Annotated in this window: 9 protein-coding genes and 2 pseudogenes; 1 reads left to right on the top strand and 10 read right to left on the bottom strand. The window is 59.2% G+C overall.

What is annotated here, in order from left to right:
- Window positions 1–32: 32 nt before the first annotated feature.
- The 9 genes and pseudogenes from AC0L37_RS00405 to AC0L37_RS00365 form a co-directional block, all read right to left on the bottom strand.
- On the bottom strand, window positions 33–2,006 hold the full coding sequence (locus tag AC0L37_RS00405) for a methyl-accepting chemotaxis protein (protein WP_282222296.1): 1,974 nt from the start codon (window positions 2,004–2,006) through the stop codon (window positions 33–35).
- Window positions 2,007–2,053: 47 nt separating this feature from the next.
- On the bottom strand, window positions 2,054–2,650 hold the full coding sequence (locus AC0L37_RS00400; RefSeq protein WP_282222297.1) for a hypothetical protein: 597 nt from the start codon (window positions 2,648–2,650) through the stop codon (window positions 2,054–2,056).
- A 102-nt stretch (window positions 2,651–2,752) separates the two neighbouring features.
- Entirely contained in the window at window positions 2,753–3,331 is a 579-nt protein-coding gene (locus AC0L37_RS00395) for a methyl-accepting chemotaxis protein (RefSeq protein ID WP_282222298.1), read from the bottom strand.
- The gene (locus AC0L37_RS00390) at window positions 3,331–4,923 is read right to left on the bottom strand and encodes a PAS domain S-box protein (protein ID WP_282222299.1); all 1,593 of its coding nucleotides are present in this window, start codon (window positions 4,921–4,923) and stop codon (window positions 3,331–3,333) included. Before AC0L37_RS00390 ends, AC0L37_RS00395 begins: the two co-directional genes overlap by 1 nt.
- A gap of 252 nt (window positions 4,924–5,175) precedes the next feature.
- Window positions 5,176–5,601, bottom strand: coding sequence for a F0F1 ATP synthase subunit epsilon (locus AC0L37_RS00385; protein WP_212659862.1), 426 nt, complete (start codon window positions 5,599–5,601; stop codon window positions 5,176–5,178).
- A gap of 59 nt (window positions 5,602–5,660) precedes the next feature.
- Window positions 5,661–7,088, bottom strand: a pseudogene (gene atpD, locus AC0L37_RS00380) (F0F1 ATP synthase subunit beta); the annotation flags it as partial.
- A gap of 37 nt (window positions 7,089–7,125) precedes the next feature.
- Entirely contained in the window at window positions 7,126–8,010 is an 885-nt protein-coding gene (locus tag AC0L37_RS00375; RefSeq protein ID WP_212659864.1) for a F0F1 ATP synthase subunit gamma, read from the bottom strand.
- Between the two features lie 24 nt (window positions 8,011–8,034).
- The gene (gene atpA, locus AC0L37_RS00370) at window positions 8,035–9,570 is read right to left on the bottom strand and encodes a F0F1 ATP synthase subunit alpha (protein WP_212659865.1); all 1,536 of its coding nucleotides are present in this window, start codon (window positions 9,568–9,570) and stop codon (window positions 8,035–8,037) included.
- The gene (locus AC0L37_RS00365; RefSeq protein WP_473313813.1) at window positions 9,570–10,112 is read right to left on the bottom strand and encodes a F0F1 ATP synthase subunit delta; all 543 of its coding nucleotides are present in this window, start codon (window positions 10,110–10,112) and stop codon (window positions 9,570–9,572) included. Before AC0L37_RS00365 ends, atpA begins: the two co-directional genes overlap by 1 nt.
- Window positions 10,113–10,446: 334 nt before the next feature.
- On the opposite strand from AC0L37_RS00365, the gene AC0L37_RS00360 reads away from it, so the two are divergent.
- Window positions 10,447–14,112 (top strand): calcium-binding protein, encoded by a 3,666-nt coding sequence (locus AC0L37_RS00360; protein WP_282222300.1) that lies wholly within the window; start codon window positions 10,447–10,449, stop codon window positions 14,110–14,112.
- 53 nt (window positions 14,113–14,165) lie between these two features.
- On the opposite strand, the pseudogene AC0L37_RS00355 reads toward AC0L37_RS00360, so the two are convergent.
- Window positions 14,166–16,333 (bottom strand): annotated as a pseudogene (locus tag AC0L37_RS00355) (primosomal protein N').
- Between the last annotated feature and the right edge of the window lie 46 nt (window positions 16,334–16,379).

Raw genomic sequence — 16,379 nt, 5'->3', positions numbered from 1 at the left:
CTTGACGTATCGGACGGTCGTCGACGGTTTATCTAGAACTCGTTCCAGTCCTGCGCCACAGCGGCATTGCCGTGGCTGATATAGGCCTTGGCAGCCTGCTTGACCTTGTCCTGCAGCCCCTTGATGCCGCCGCGGGGTTCTTCGACCAGCGGCGCCTTGGCAGCAACCGGGCCATCCTCGAGCACGAAGATATCCACGATCCGGTCCAGTTCGGACGCCTGACCTTCCGTCTGTTCGATCGCCGCATTGGTTTCTTCAACCAGTGCCGCATTGTGCTGGGTCATCTCGTCCATCAACCGCACCGCGACATTGACCTCTTCGATCGAAGACGCCTGTTCCTTGCTGTCGCGGGCAATGCCTTCCATCACCAGGCTGTTCTCGCGAATGCCTTCAAGGATGGCCTCGAGCTTGCCAGCGGCATCGGCCACCAGCTTGGAGCCACCAGCCACTTCGCTGGCACTCTGCTCGATCAGCACCTTCACATCAGCCGAAGCCGATGCTGCCGACTGCGCCAGGCGGCGCACTTCCACGGCCACCACGGCAAAGCCCTTGCCCGCATCACCGGCCCGCGCCGCTTCCACCGAGGCGTTCAGTGCCAACAGATTGGTCTGGAAGGCGATATCGTCGATCATGCCGATAATGTTGGAGATCTTGGCCGACGAACTGGTGATCTTTTCCATCGCGCCTGTGGCCTGATTCATCACCTCACCACCTTCGGCGGCCGTCTGCGACACCGTCTTGGACTTGACGCTGGCCTCTTCGGCCTTCTTGGCGCTTTCGAGCACGGTTGAAGCCAGCTGTTCCATGGTCGCCGAGGTTTCCTCGATGGTGGCAGCCTGCTTGGTGGTGCGCTCGCTCAGATCATTGGCACCGGCCAGAATTTCCCCTGTCGCCGAGCGGACACCGCGCGATGTGCTGCGCAGCTGGCCGACAATATCGGTCAGCTTGTCGGCAACCGCATTGGTGTCGTCCTTGAGCTTGGCAAAGGCGCCCTTGTACTCGCCGTTGACCCGCTTGGTCAGATTGGTGTCGGCCAGCGAGGCCAGCACCTGACCGGTCTCATCAAGACCCCGATCAACCGTTTCGACCAGCGTATTGACCGAGCCGGCCAGCGTGTTGAGTTCGGCGTCGGGAAATTCTGCTTCCACCCGCTTGGAGAAATCACCAGCAATGGCGGCATCAACCACATTGCCAAAGGCACGCTGCAATTCCTGCATCATGGTCGCGCGTTCAGCCTGGTTCCGGAGCACTTGGGCGGCTTCAGCCTCGGTCATCTGCGCCACCTTCTGCCCGTTCTCGCGGAACACCTCGATGGCCCGGGCCATGGCGCCCAGCTCATCGCTGCGATCGGTTGCGGGCACTTCATCCACCGATGACGGGTCGTCGGCGATCTCGGTCGCGATGCGCACCAGGTTGACCAGCGGACCGGTCACACTGATGCGAATGAAGAAGTAGACCGCCAGCACCAGGGCGATCGTTACAACAGCGCCAACTATTGCCGAGGTGATCACGGTCTGGCTCTGCATTTCCAGCGCTTCGCTCATGTCCCATGCGAAGGCCGAAATGCCAACCGTGGCGCCTTCAGGTCCGAAATGGGCCGGCACCGCCACATAGGCAATATTCCCCGAGGAAGCCATTTCAATGTCTTCGCTGGCCAGTGCCAGCTTGGCCACGTCACCCAGAGCGGCATTGGTCGCGGCATCTTCAGAGGTCGAAGCGATCGCCGCGCCGTCCATATTGAAGCTGGCGCCATTCGAGAACTGTTTGCCCAATGTGGCGTCCAGCTTTGCATAGACTGTGAGCAGGGCGTCTGCCTTGCCGAAGCGAATGCCGCCTGCCAGTTGTTCGGTGCTGGCGGCCGAAAGCGTGGAGTTGGCATGCTCCAACTCGGCACGCAGCAACGCAGCATTCTGCGTGGCACCGACATAGCTGATTGTCGCGGACCCTATCACCAGGGCCAGCACGACGAGGCCAACGATTTTCTGAGTAAGTGAAAGTTTGATCATCCTTGGCCTCGACGCTGTTTAGGTAGGATTGAAAGGGGCAGATGCCGCTAGAGCATCGAGACGTCGACACCGACGGTGATGGCACCGATCAGTTCACCGGTCGCTGGATCCGAAATCGGGATCGACACCTGGCTCTGGAATGCCTGAGTGCTTTCGTCCTGCTCGATTTCGCCGATATGGACAGAACCTGCGCCCGCACCATAGCTGGCGGTGAACTTGTCTTCATCGCCCTGCCAGTAATCGGAGGTCAGCGTGCTCTGAGCCACGTTGAGGCCCTTGGCATCCATGGCGAAGATTTCGGTATACTTGCCCAGCGATTCTTCCTGGACCCCAACCAGATACTGCGAAGCAGCATTGGCCAGCGTCGCATCGATCAGGGGCTTGCTCGCGGCGCCCACTTCAGCGCGCCATTGGGCATCGAGTTCATCGATCTTGGCCTGATCATAGCTGCTCGACATGGCATTCTGCGCGTTGATCGCATCGATCAATACGGGGTCGGCTGCAAAAGCGGCAATCTCGCTGGCCGCGAGCGCCGTGAGCGGCGCAGTGAATTCATCCTGCGCCTGGGGAGCAGCGCTCACCGACAGCAGGGTTGCAAAAGCGAGGGCGGCCAGGGTTGGTCGCATCATTACAGGTGTGGACATCAGCTTGTTCTCCTCTGCCGCTCAAAGGGGCGGCCTGAGACAAGCATCCGCTAGCCTGGTAAAAATTCCATGAATTCAAATTCCTGAGGAATTTAAACTTAGTCAGGCCGCTCTTGACGTTGACGTAACCAGTTGAGCGCGCCCAAATTCGTCCGCATCGAGCACGAAAATGTCGACGATGCGGTCCAGTTCGCTGGCCTGCCCTTCGGTCTGTTCAATCGCCGCATTGGTCTGTTCGACCAGCGCCGCATTGTGCTGGGTCATCTCATCCATCTGCCGCACGGCAACACTGACCTCTTCGATCGAAGACGCCTGCTCCTTGCTGTCGCGGGCAATGCCTTCCATCACCAGACTGTTCTCACGAATGCCTTCAAGGATCGCCTCGAGCTTGCCAGCGGCATCGGCCACCAGCTTGGTTCCCCCAGAAACCTCGCTGGCGCTCTGTTCGACCAGCAACTTCACATCAGCCGACGCCGAGGCCGCAGACTGCGCCAGACGGCGCACTTCCACGGCCACCACGGCAAAGCCCTTGCCGGCGTCGCCAGCCCGCGCCGCTTCAACCGAGGCGTTGAGCGCCAGCAGATTGGTCTGGAAGGCAATGTCGTCGATCATGCCGATAATGTTGGAGATCTTGCCCGACGAACTGGTGATCTTTTCCATCGCGCCGGTTGCCTGGCTCATCACATCGCCGCCTTCCTGGGCGGTGCGCGACACCCCCGCGATTTGATACTGGCCGCCTCAGCATTCTGGGCATTGCGCAAGACGGTGCTGGCAAGCTGCTCCATGGCCGCCGAGGTTTCCTCGATGGTGGCAGCCTGCTTGGTCGTGCGCTCGCTCAGATCATTGGCCCCACCCAGAATTTCGCCGGTGGCAACGCGAATGGAACGCGAGGTTTCGCGCAGCTGACCGACAATGTCGGCAAACCGGGTCACAGTGCTGTTGAGCGCGTGGCGCAATTCCTCGAACTCGGCCTCAAAGGCGGTATCAATGCGCTGCGTCAGGTCACCATCCGCCAGAGCCAGCAGCGCGGCCCCCACAGCAGCAACAGCCTGTTTGCGTGCTGTCACGTCGGTAGCGAACTGAACCACCTTGTAGGGCGCTCCATCCAGCCCCAAAATGGGTGTGAATGTGCTCTGTATCCACACTTCGCGTCCATCGCGCGTGCGGCGGCGATATTCGCCTGATTTGAATGTACCCCCGGCAAGGTCGGCCCAGAACTGGCGATAGCCGGGATCAGATGCGCTGGCATCAAACAGCAATTGCGCATTGGGCTTGCCCACGATCTGGTCGGCGGAATACCCCAATAGCTGGAGAAACCGGTCATTGGCCGTGATCAGTTCGCCCCCCAGGGTAAACTCTGCAACCAGTTGCGACATGGAAATGGCGTTGAGCTGGCCGGTGTGATCCGCCGCCTCTTCGAGATGACGATTGGTCTCGGCGCCCAGCTGCGCTATGCGCTGGGAATTGGTGCGAAACACTTCCACGGCCCGCGCCATGGTGCCGATCTCATTGCCATTGCAGGTATAGGGCACCTCGGTTTCAAGCGCACCGTCTGCAATGGCGGTCATGGCCATCGACAATTGCGGGATTGGCCGCGTCAGTGCCCGTGACAGCAGCAGCGCCACAATACCGATGACCAGCAGTGCCAGGCCACCCACAATGGCCAGCATCGTCATGCTCTGTCCAACGACCGCTTCGATCGGTGCGCGCTCAACAGCGACAAACAACGCGCCGATCACCGTGCCGTCCGCCATCACAATGGGCTGGTAACGTGTAGCGTATTGAACCCCGTCAATGGTCTCGTTGACCCGCACGGTCTGGTTGGCCATCATCGATTTGAACAGCTCGGTGCCCGCCATGATGGGGCGTTCCAGCAGCCGTACTTCGGCACCTGCCATCAGGCTGGTTGTACCGACCAGAAAATCGGGGCCGACCTCGGCATCAAAGACATAGATCGCGGCCTGCTGCGCGGTAACGTCCGAGATCGTGTCGATCACCCCATGATTGCGGAAACGCGGCATCGATCGCATGGTCAGCCCGGCAACATTGCCCTGCTCATCGGGGACCACTTCCAGACTGGGCAGGTTGACCCGCAGGATTTCCGAGGTGATCCGCGTGGCGCTGGACAGCGCATTGGCCACATCAGAACTGGCCGTGCCCGACAGGCTGACAAACAGCCCCGCCACCACAGCCGCGATGGCTATGGTGATTGAGCCGATTGCCATGGCCGCAATCGCGAAGGTCAGGCGGATATTGCCCAGCAGGATAGCCATTATAATTTCTCCGAGAACGGGGCGCAGCAGCGCCAGCCTCTAACAATGTGTCGACCGCAATGATCGCGACACTGGCGTGGGAAACTTAATGGACCGTTGATGTCATGCGAACATCATGGGCAATTTGGCTAGATGCCGCACAATTAGGCAGAATTATCGGGTAATGCCTGGTATCGCCCAATAAATGCGCAAAGAAAAACGCCCACAGAACGGATCCGTGGGCGTCTTTGAAATCTTGCAGTCAATGCTATCCTAGTGGACGTGGCCACCATTGATCTGGCCTGCCTCGATGGCCAGATTGGCCAGCGCGCTCACCACTTCCTGGGCATAGGACTGCTCTTCAGGCGTCTTGGCTGTTGCCAGTTCCGCCTCGGCAGCCTTGATCTGCTCAGCCAGTTCGGCGTGATCAAACTCGACAATAGGGGACGACTGCTCTGCCAGGATGGTCAGGCCATCTGCCGACACGTCGGCAAAGCCGCCCTTGACGAAAAAGATCTCGTCGCGACCGTTCAAGCCATTCACGGTGATGAAACCACGACGCAGCGTCGTCATGAACGGCGCATGGTCGTTCATCACGGTGAGGTAGCCTTCGCTGCCCGGCACGGTGACCGAAGTCACCACTTCCGACAGCACCAGACGCTCGGGCGACACGATCTCGATCTTGAGGCCTTCAGCCATTGTTTTGGTCCCTTAACGGAAGGTCAGGCTCGCCGCGTGCGGCAAGCCCGAAGAATTCACTAGGCTGCCTGGGCAGCCAGCTTCTGGGCCTTCTTGACGGCATCTTCGATGGTGCCGACCATGTAGAAAGCGCCTTCTGGCAAGTGATCGTACTCGCCAGCTACCAAGCCCTTGAAGCCCTTGATGGTGTCTTCAAGCGACACGAAGACGCCTGGCGTACCGGTGAACACTTCAGCCACGTCGAAGGGCTGGCTCATGAAGCGCTCAACCTTGCGGGCGCGGGCCACGACCAGCTTGTCTTCTTCCGACAGCTCGTCCATGCCCAGAATCGCGATGATGTCCTGCAGCGCCTTGTACTTCTGCAGCACTTCCTGAACGCGACGGGCAACCTGATAGTGCTCGTCACCAACCACCAGAGGATCGAGAATACGCGAGTTCGATGCCAGTGGATCCACGGCAGGGTAGATACCCTTTTCCGAGATCGCACGGTTCAGCACGGTCACAGCGTCAAAATGGGCAAACGAGGTTGCTGGCGCCGGATCGGTCAAATCGTCGGCGGGCACGTACACGGCCTGAACCGAGGTGATCGAACCCTTGTTGGTGGTCGTGATGCGCTCCTGCATCTGACCCATGTCGGTGGCCAGTGTAGGCTGATAGCCCACAGCCGAAGGAATACGACCCAGCAGTGCCGACATTTCAGCGCCAGCCTGGGTAAAGCGGAAGATGTTGTCCACGAAGAAAAGCACGTCCTGACCCTTGTCGCGGAAGTCTTCCGCAATGGTCAGACCGGTCAGTGCCACACGGGCACGGGCACCAGGAGGCTCGTTCATCTGACCGAACACCAGAGCGCACTTGGAACCGGCGGCAGAACCGCCGTTTTCGGCCGGGTTCTTGTTCACGCCCGATTCGATCATTTCGTAGTACAGATCGTTGCCTTCGCGGGTGCGTTCACCCACACCAGCGAAAACCGAATAACCACCATGCGCCTTGGCGACGTTGTTGATCAGTTCCTGGATCAGCACGGTCTTGCCCACACCGGCGCCGCCCATCAGGCCGATCTTGCCGCCGCGTGCATATGGCGCGATCAGATCAACCACCTTGATGCCGGTAACCAGCACGGTGCTCTCAGGATTCTGCTCGGCAAAGGCCGGTGCTTCCTGATGGATTTCGCGCTTGACGCTCGAGCCCACAGGGCCGGCTTCGTCGATTGGCTCGCCGATCACGTTCATGATGCGACCCAGCGTTTCTTCGCCGACGGGAACCGTGATGGCGGTCCCCAGATCGATCACTTCAGCGCCGCGCACGAGACCTTCAGTGGTGTCCATGGCGATGGTACGCACGGCGTTTTCGCCCAGGTGCTGTGCCACTTCCAAGACCAGACGCTGGCCGTTATTGGTTGTCTCAAGTGCGTTCAGGATCGCGGGCAGGTGGCCGTCGAACACGACGTCCACGACGGCACCGATGACCTGCGATACGCGACCGGCCTTTTTCTCTGCCATTTGTTTCGTCCTTCGCTTCGATTGCTTAGAGCGCTTCCGCGCCCGAAATGATTTCGATGAGTTCTTTGGTGATCTGGGCCTGACGCTGACGGTTGTAGCTCAGCTGCAACTGCCCGATCATTTCGCCGGCATTCCGGGTCGCATTGTCCATTGCGGACATCTGCGCACCATAGAACGAGGCACTGTTTTCCAGCAGAGCGCGCAACACCTGAACCGCAATATTGCGCGGCAGCAGATCTTCCACGATCGCCTCTTCGCTTGGCTCATATTCGTAAGGCACGGCCGAATTCTCGACCTCGCCTTCTGCCTGAGCCGGCAGCTTGGCGGGGATCAGCTGATGCGCCGTTGGCACCTGGCTGATCACGCTACCGAACTTGGCAAAATACAGCGTCGCAACGTCGAACTCGCCGGCGTTGAACATCTCGAGCACCTTGTCCGTGACCTGCTGTGCCTGGGTGAACCCGACCTGCTTGATCTCACGGAAATTGAAGGTGTCCACGATGTTGTCGGCATACTGACGACGCAAGATATCGTGACCCTTTCGGCCCACGGTCAGCATCTTGACGGTCTTGCCTTCGCTGAGCAGCTTTGCGGCATGCTCGCGGGCCAGACGCGCGATCGAGGAGTTGAAACCGCCCGCCAGGCCCCGCTCGCCGGTGGCAACCACCAGCAAATGCACCTGATCCTTGCCTGTACCACCGAGCAGCACAGGCGCGTTTTCCTGACCGTCATAGACGGCACCAAGCGAAGCCAGCACCTTGCCCATGCGTTCGGCATAGGGGCGCGCAGCCTCGGCAGCTTCCTGGGCACGGCGGAGCTTTGCCGCCGCAACCATCTGCATGGCCTTGGTGATCTTCTGGGTCGATCTGACCGAGTCGATCCGGTTCTTGAGGTCCTTTAGCGAAGCCATTGGCCTTCGATCTCCCTGCTGGCCTTAGGCCGCGTAGGTCTTCTTGATCTCATCGAGTGCGGACTTGAGCGCGGCACGGGTGTCGTCGCTCAGGGCCTTGTCGGTGGCGATGGTCTTGAGCAGATCAGCATACTTGCCACGCAGGGCGGACAGTACGGTCTGTTCAAAATCGCCAACCTTGTTGACGGGCACGCTATCGAGATAGCCATTGGCGCCAGCAAAGATCACCGCAACCTGCTCTTCCATCTTGAGCGGGCTGAACTGCGGCTGCTTGAGCAGCTCGGTCAGACGCGCACCACGATTGAGCAGACGCTGGGTGGCCGCATCCAGATCGGACCCGAACTGGGCGAAGGCCGCCATTTCGCGATACTGGCTCAGCTCACCCTTGAGCGAACCGGCAACCTGCTTCATCGCCTTGACCTGAGCCGACGAACCCACGCGGGACACCGACAGACCGACGTTCACAGCAGGACGGATACCCTGGAAGAACAAATTGGTTTCCAGGAAGATCTGACCATCGGTGATCGAAATCACGTTGGTCGGGATATAGGCCGACACGTCGTTGGCCTGCGTTTCAATCACGGGCAGAGCGGTCAGCGAACCCAGGCCATGCTTTTCATTGAGCTTGGCCGCGCGCTCGAGCAGGCGCGAATGCAGATAGAACACGTCGCCGGGATAGGCTTCACGGCCTGGTGGACGACGCAGCAGCAGCGACATCTGACGGTAGGCAACGGCCTGCTTGGTCAGATCGTCATAGGCGATCACGGCATGCTTGCCGTTGTCGCGGAAGAACTCGCCAATGGCGCAGCCAGTGAATGGCGCGATGTACTGCAGGGGAGCGGGATCCGAAGCGGTTGCCGCGATCACCACGGAATAGGGCAGCGCGCCCGATTCTTCGAGCTGACGCACGAACTGCGCAACGGTCGAACGCTTCTGCCCGACTGCAACATAGATGCAATACAGCTTGTCAGTGTCCGAAGCATTGGCGTCATGCGCCGGCTTCTGGTTCAGGAAAGTATCAAGAATGATGGCCGACTTGCCGGTCTGGCGATCGCCAATGATCAGCTCGCGCTGGCCACGGCCAATCGGGATCAGCGCATCGATGGCCTTCAGGCCTGTCGACATTGGCTCATGCACCGACTTGCGGGGCAGAATGCCGGGCGCCTTGACGTCAACGCGACTGCGTTCGGTGTGCTCGATCGGACCCTTTCCGTCGATCGGGTTACCCAGACCATCAACAACGCGACCCAGCAGACCCATGCCGACCGGGGTATCCACGATCGAACCGGTGCGCTTGACGACATCGCCTTCCTTGATGGAACGGTCATTGCCGAAGATCACGACACCGACATTGTCAGTTTCAAGGTTCAGCGCCATGCCCTTAATGCCACCCGGGAACTCGACGAGCTCACCAGCCTGCACCTTGTCCAGACCGTAGACGCGGGCGATACCGTCACCGACGGAAAGCACCTGACCGACTTCGGAAACCTGGGCTTCCTGGCCGAAATTCTTGATCTGGTCCTTGAGGATCGCAGAAATTTCCGCGGCTTTGATGTCCATTATCCGACCTCTTTCATGGCGATCTTCATCGCAGCGAGTTTTGTCTTGAGCGAGCTATCGATCATCTGGCTGCCGACCTTCACCTGAAGGCCGCCAATCAAGGATGGATCGACAAATTGATTGAGCGTGACGGTCTTGCCGATCTTGGCCTTGAGCGTCTCGCCGAGCGCGGCAACCTGATCTGCGTTCAGCGGCGCCGAGGAGGTGACGTCAGCCGTCACCTCGCCACGCGCCTGCGCGGCCAGTTCGCGAAAGCCGGCAATAATGGCATCAAGCGCGAACAGACGACCATTCTGGGCCACCAGGCGCAGGAAGTTGCCGACCAGTGGATTGGTCTTGGCCTTGCCCAGCAATGCATCGAGCGCGCTGGCCTTGTTGTCCGCGGAAATGACAGGCGACCGCAGAAAGCGCGAAAAGTCCGCACTTTCTCCGATCAAACGGGAGACGTCAGATAGAGACGTCTCGACCGATGCCAACTGGTTCTCGCTGCTAGCGAGATCAAACAGCGCCGACGCATATGGCCGAGCGATCTGGGTAAGCACTGAATTCTGCGCTGCCAATGCCGCATCACCCTCTTGGTTGCTTGCCTGCTTGCCGCCTGATTTGGTTTGGAAACCCGGGCGGTCGCTGACGCTTGTTCTTGTCTGGAAAAGAGGACGTCCGGAGCCCCCTTCAAAGTCGCGCTCGCTCTAGCACAAGGCTCGCGGGCCTTGCAAGGCTTGCAGGTGTGATTCACTGGCGGCGAAAGTGTCGCAGGGCACCTCAGGCAGCCGGGGGCGCACCTGCCCCGCTGCATCCACCAAAATAGAAATGTTTACCAATTGTTAATTTAAGTATTAAGCTCCCCAACATCGGATCCGAGGGGAGAACGACAAGATGTCAAACGTAATTTTTACAGTTGGTATGCCAACATACGACTGGAATGCGCTGTATCGTTCTGCACTGCAATCTGGCGTGTTCAACGTCACAGACAACTCGCCTCAGACATCGATTAGCCTGACAACTGGCACAACCGTTCTGGTTATTAGCGGTATTGATCTGCGTGCTGATGCCGCGCGTAACATGACTTCTGGTGACATTACCGGTCTTGTCGTTTTCAGCGACGGGCAGGAAGTAGCCCGCATCGAAAACTTTGTCACGGCCGGTAGCTATACCGACATGCAGACCATTCTGACCGAGTTTGACAACCCTGCTCCCAATGAAGGCGTCATCGGCTTTGCGCTGGCCAACCTGCTTTTGATGGAGCCGATCGATGTTGCCGGTTCGGCCGACCGAGACGTCTTTGGCAGCTCCATTGTCGGCGGGGACACCGTCGCGCTCAATGAGGGCAATGATGCCTATATCCTGGATACCCCTGCCGCCGCCGTTACGCTTGATGGCGGTAGCGGCAATGATTTCCTGCAAATGGGCTTTCAGCGCACCAATGGCGTCGTGATCGACTTTGGCACTGGTGAAGTCATTGAGCGCGGTACCCTGAACCTGCTGGCCAATTTCACCAGCTTTGAATCGGGTCGAGGCAGCCAGTTCGATGACGAGTTTTACGGCGCCGATATCGAGGGCGATGGCTATTTCATCGAAGCGTCACTGGGCAATGACAACTACTATATGCATGGCGATAGCTATGTGCGGGTGAGCTATCGATTCTTCTTTGAGCAGACGGGCATTGCTGGCGGCATTGATGCCAATCTGGGCACGGGTATCGTGATCAAGCCCGGCGCTGGTGGGACCGATCGCCTCTTTGGTATCGATACTCTTCAGGGTACCAATTTTGATGATGTTTTCTATGGCAGTGTCTTCAACAACGAATTTGAGGGCATGGACGGCGCCGACACCATTAACGGCAGTGGTGGCTATGATCGCGTCAATTACTCGGCCGAACTGGGTTCCCGCGGGGTCTTCGTCAATCTCTCAGACAGTTCAGCCAACGGCGCCGTGACCGGCAGCGGCGGCGTGACTGTTGCGGCGCATGCCGCACTGGACAGCTACGGCAATACCGACAGCCTGATCAGCATTGAACGCATCGTCGGCACCGATCTCAACGACCGCATCATCGGCGATAGCACCGACAACCGGTTTTGGGGTGAAGACGGCAATGACCGCCTCTACGGCCACGAAGGCCATGACCGCCTGTACGGCGGCGACGGCAATGACTTCCTTTATGGCGGCGATGGCGACGACGATCTGTTCGGTGGGAAGAACAACGACGTCATCAATGGCGACGGAGGAGATGACTATATCTCAGCCGGTGAAGGTAACGACACCATCAACGCTGGCAGCGGCCGTTTTGACACAATTCTTGGATCCGCAGGAAATGACAGCGTAGATGGCGACGCCGGCTATGACATGTATGCATTTGACGAATACGACCGAGACTCTGATGCCAATGGAGATGGCAATCCGGATGACCAGAACGAACACGCTGGCGACAAGATTACGGTAACTTTGGAAAATGGGGTCGGAGCAGGCACTGTCAGCGGCTTTTTCGGGGTCAACCCTAATAGCGGTACTCCACGCAAGCTATCGCTAGATCAGACATTCGCAAATCTGGAGCGCATACGCGGTACCGAAGGACGAGACAACTTCATCGTCGGATCTGGATTTTCCAACACTGAAGATGCGGGGAACAGCTTCTATGACCCACTGCGGTCAGGTGTTGGCGTGTTCGATTTCGTAGGCGGCAGGAACATCGATACCTTCACCGACGCCGATACAACTGGTCTTGCGACGATCAACTACAATGAAGAAAAATGGACCCACAAGGATTTCGACAAATACACTGAGTGGGGCGATAACGGCGAAACCGGCGTTGCAGTCAACCTCAGCGTCACGAACCGCAACATTGCTGGATTTGGCTTCGTGGGCTCGGGCCGCGCCCGCGATACGTGGGGGGACAAAGACTACATTGACGGCATTATTGCTTTCGAACTGACCGAAACCGACGACGTGTTCCTCGCCGGAGATGTCGGAGTCGCAGTTCGCGGCCGTGGCGGCAACGATCTCTTTACAGGAGGAGACGGCGCGGACCAGTTCAGCGGTGACGACGGAATCGATACGGCGTCCGGCGGCGATGGCAACGACACAATCAATGGCGGACGCGGCGACGACACAATCAATGGCGGTGGGGGCCGCGACCAGTTGAATGGCGACGAAGGTAACGATGTTATACTCGGCGAAGGCGACAACGATTACCTCAACGGTGGAAATGGTGAAGACACGTTGCGGGGTGGCAATGGCCGTGATGATCTTATCGGCGGCAATGGTGACGACAGTCTCTTCGGCGACAACGGCAACGACTACCTTGAGGGTGAGCAAGGCAACGACATTATGGACGGTGGTGTCGGTGATGACGAGCTCGATGGCGGCAGTGGCGACGACACCATGGACGGCGGTAGAGGTTCCGACAGATTGAGAGGTCAAGACGACAACGACACCCTGATCGGTGGTCGCGGTAGTGATCGCATTGACGGCGACGATGGCGATGACACAATTCATGGCGACGATATCGGCTCAACGGACACGGCCGGTGGGAATGACCGAGTATTAGGTGGCCGAGGCAATGACCTGATCTATGGTGGTTACGGTCACGATATGCTCGACGGCAATGAAGACGACGATATCATCTACGGAGGATACGGTCATGACGAAGTCAACGGCGGCGACGGCAATGACACCATTTACGGAGAGGGCGGAGAAGATTTCCTGTTGGGCGGCAATGGCAATGACTTCATAGTAGGCGGCAATGGTGATGACGCCGTCCAGGGAGGAGAAGGCAACGATACGTTGTTCGGGGATGCGGGCAATGATGACCTGTATGGCGGCGATGGCGACGATGTTCTAGAGGGCGGTGCCGGTCAGGACTTTCTCGGGGGCGGTCAAGGCAATGACACCTTCGTTCTCGGATCTGAAGCCCAAGATTTCGACATTGTCTGGGATGAAGGCGGCACAGATCTGATCACGTCCACGATTACCCGCAGCATTGCAAATATGCAGCAGATCGAAAACCTGACTTTGTTGGGAAACGACGAAGCAGATGCCACTGGCAACTACCTGGACAATGTTATTGCCGGCAATGACAAGGCCAACGTTCTCTGGGGTGCTGATGGCAACGATACCCTGATCGGACTGAAGGGAACGGACTTATTGATCGGTGGCGACGGCGACGACTTGCTCAGCGGCGGCTTTCAGCGTGACATCCTGATTGGCGAAGACGGAAATGATACTTTTAACTTCGACGACATTGCGGATGCCGGAATCGCTGGTCAGCGCGACGTCATCCAAGACTTCTCGCAGATCTTCGGCAATCGCGATTACATCGACCTGACCGATATCGATGCCAATACCCTTACAGGCGGAGACGGCGCTTTTTCGTTCAATACGATTGAGGGAGCCGCACTTTCGGGAGCGGGTTCTCTGACTTGGACGCAACAATCTGCACAGAATCGCACTCTGATCCGCGGAGATGTTGACGGCGACGGCTCCGCCGACTTCCAAATTGAGTTGACGGGGCTCATCACGCTGACCACCGATGATTTCCTGCTCTAGTGGGGCCGGACGCACTCCTGACCGGCCCCCTGTGCGTGCACGGGGCCGGTTTGTCACATGAAACTTATCGGGTCTATATCCACCTGCACCCGCAGATTGCCTGTGGGTTTTTCGGCTGATCCGAGCCAGAACCGCACATAGCCCGACAGATCGAAATCCTTGCCCGACTGCGCCAGAAGCCGGACGCGGTAGCGGCCGCGGACCATGGAGATGGGGGCATCGGCCGGTCCGAACAGACGCACGCCTTCGGCCATTGGTGCCGCTGAAAGCAGGCGCTTGGCATAGGCCATCGCAACATCGTGCTCATTGGCCGAAATGATCAGCGCCGCCAGCCGCCCGAACGGGGCAAGCCACCCGATTCGCGTGCCGCCAGTTCATGGGCATAAAATGCCTCGCGATCACCGGTCACCATGGCCTTCATAACCGCATGGTCGGGGTGGTAAGTCTGCAGAAATGCCTTGCCGGTTTTGGAGGCCCGCCCGGCCCGCCCCGCGACCTGTGTCAGAATCTGGAAGGTTTTTTCCGCGGCGCGCGGATCGCCATGCGCCAGTCCAAGATCGGCATCCAGTACACCTACCACCGTCAGCTTCTCGAAGTGATGCCCCTTGGACACCAGTTGCGTGCCGATGATCAGATCGAACTCGCCACGCTCAATCTCGCCGAGCCGTTCGCGCAATTGCGCATTGCTGCCCATGTCAGAGGACAGGATCACCCGACGTGCATCGGGGAACCGCGCCGCGGCCTCTTCGGCCACCCGTTCGATCCCGGGCCCCACCGCGATCAGTGCATCCGCTTCCCCGCATTCACTGCATGCGGTGGGCGTGCGTACCTCATGCCCACAATGGTGACACATCAATACCCCGCGAAAGCGATGTTCCACCATCCAGGCGGAGCAGTCCGGACATTGATATTGGTGCCCGCACGAGCGGCACAGGGTCAGTGGCGCATAGCCGCGGCGATTGAGAAACAGCAGAGCCTGCTCGCCCCGATCAAGCGCGGCGAAGACCTCCCGCGCCAGCGTTGGCGCGATCCAGGCACCTTTTTCCGGCCCGTCTATCCGCATGTCGATGGTAGTGATATTGGGCATGGCCGCCTCGGCATAGCGCGAGGTCAGCAGCACATGGGCATAGCGGCCGGTATTGGCGTTGTTGCGCGTTTCCACCGACGGCGTCGCCGAGGACAGGATTACCCGCGCATGGCTCAAATGGGCGCGCACCACCGCCATGTCACGGGCATGATAGGTGATGCCATCGGCCTGCTTGTAGGCGCCATCATGCTCTTCATCGAGCACCAGAATGCCCAGCTCGCGAAACGGCAGAAACAGCGCCGAGCGCGCCCCGACAACTGCCCGCACCGTGCCATCCAGCACCCCACGCCACACCTTGGCACGCTGCAGCGGCGTCATGTCGGAATGCCATTCGGCAGGCCGGGTGCCAAAGCGCTTGGTGAAGCGATTGATAAAGGTATTGGTCAGTGCAATTTCGGGCAACAGGATCAGGGCCTGACGTCCGGCCCGCAGCGTGTCGGCGACTGCCTCAAAGAACACTTCGGTCTTGCCGCCCCCCGTCACCCCATCGAGCAGGGCAACGCCGAATTGATGCGGATCCAGTGCCAGAATGTCATCGAGCGCCTTTTGCTGCCCCTCAGACAACGTGGCGATGGCAGCCTCCGGATCGGGTTGCTCGACTATCGGCGGCGCGGGCGTTTCCAGCCGTTCAACGGCGCCAGCGCGTTCCAGTCCCTCAACGACCGAAGCCGAGACGCCAGCCGAGCCGATCAACGCGGCCTTGGGCCAAGCCATATCGTCCATCAACACGTCCAGCACCCGCAATCGGGCCGGGGTCATCCTGTCGGGATCCTTGCCGGTCCGGCGAAACGCCACCACCGGCTTGGGTGCATCCAGTGCTTCGCTCGAACGCAAGACGGCCCGCAACACCTGCCCGGGCGCTGCCAGCGTGTAGCGTGCCACCCATTCGACCAGCTTGAGCAGTTCCTCGCTGAGCGGCGGCACATCATAGGCCATGGCGATATCGCGCAGCCGATTATGCGCCACCATATCCTTGGGCGGCCCCCACACCACGCCCAGCACCAGGCGTGGTCCCAACGGCACAGAGACGATGGAGCCGCGCGCCACCGTCATGCCGTCGGGCACGTGATAGGTATAGGGTCCCTCCACGGCGACCCCCACCATAACCGCAACAATATCTGGACGTAACTGCATCTGTGCCTGTTCTGTTCGCCACGAACATAGGCAGCGTCCAGTGATT

It is taken from the genome of Devosia sp. J2-20 (assembly GCF_055808475.1).
This window is presented reverse-complemented; position numbering and strand designations above follow the sequence as displayed.

What these genes read in the sequence shown, in the direction of transcription:
- AC0L37_RS00385 (WP_212659862.1), bottom strand. Translation starts at nt 5,601, where the DNA reads ATGGCTGAAGGCCTCAAGATCGAGATCGTGTCGCCCGAGCGTCTGGTG.
- atpA (WP_212659865.1), bottom strand. Translation starts at nt 9,570, where the DNA reads ATGGACATCAAAGCCGCGGAAATTTCTGCGATCCTCAAGGACCAGATC.
- AC0L37_RS00390 (WP_282222299.1), bottom strand. Translation starts at nt 4,923, where the DNA reads ATGGCTATCCTGCTGGGCAATATCCGCCTGACCTTCGCGATTGCGGCC.
- AC0L37_RS00360 (WP_282222300.1), top strand. Translation starts at nt 10,447, where the DNA reads ATGTCAAACGTAATTTTTACAGTTGGTATGCCAACATACGACTGGAAT.
- AC0L37_RS00405 (WP_282222296.1), bottom strand. Translation starts at nt 2,006, where the DNA reads ATGATCAAACTTTCACTTACTCAGAAAATCGTTGGCCTCGTCGTGCTG.
- AC0L37_RS00375 (WP_212659864.1), bottom strand. Translation starts at nt 8,010, where the DNA reads ATGGCTTCGCTAAAGGACCTCAAGAACCGGATCGACTCGGTCAGATCG.
- AC0L37_RS00400 (WP_282222297.1), bottom strand. Translation starts at nt 2,650, where the DNA reads ATGTCCACACCTGTAATGATGCGACCAACCCTGGCCGCCCTCGCTTTT.
- AC0L37_RS00395 (WP_282222298.1), bottom strand. Translation starts at nt 3,331, where the DNA reads ATGAGCCAGGCAACCGGCGCGATGGAAAAGATCACCAGTTCGTCGGGC.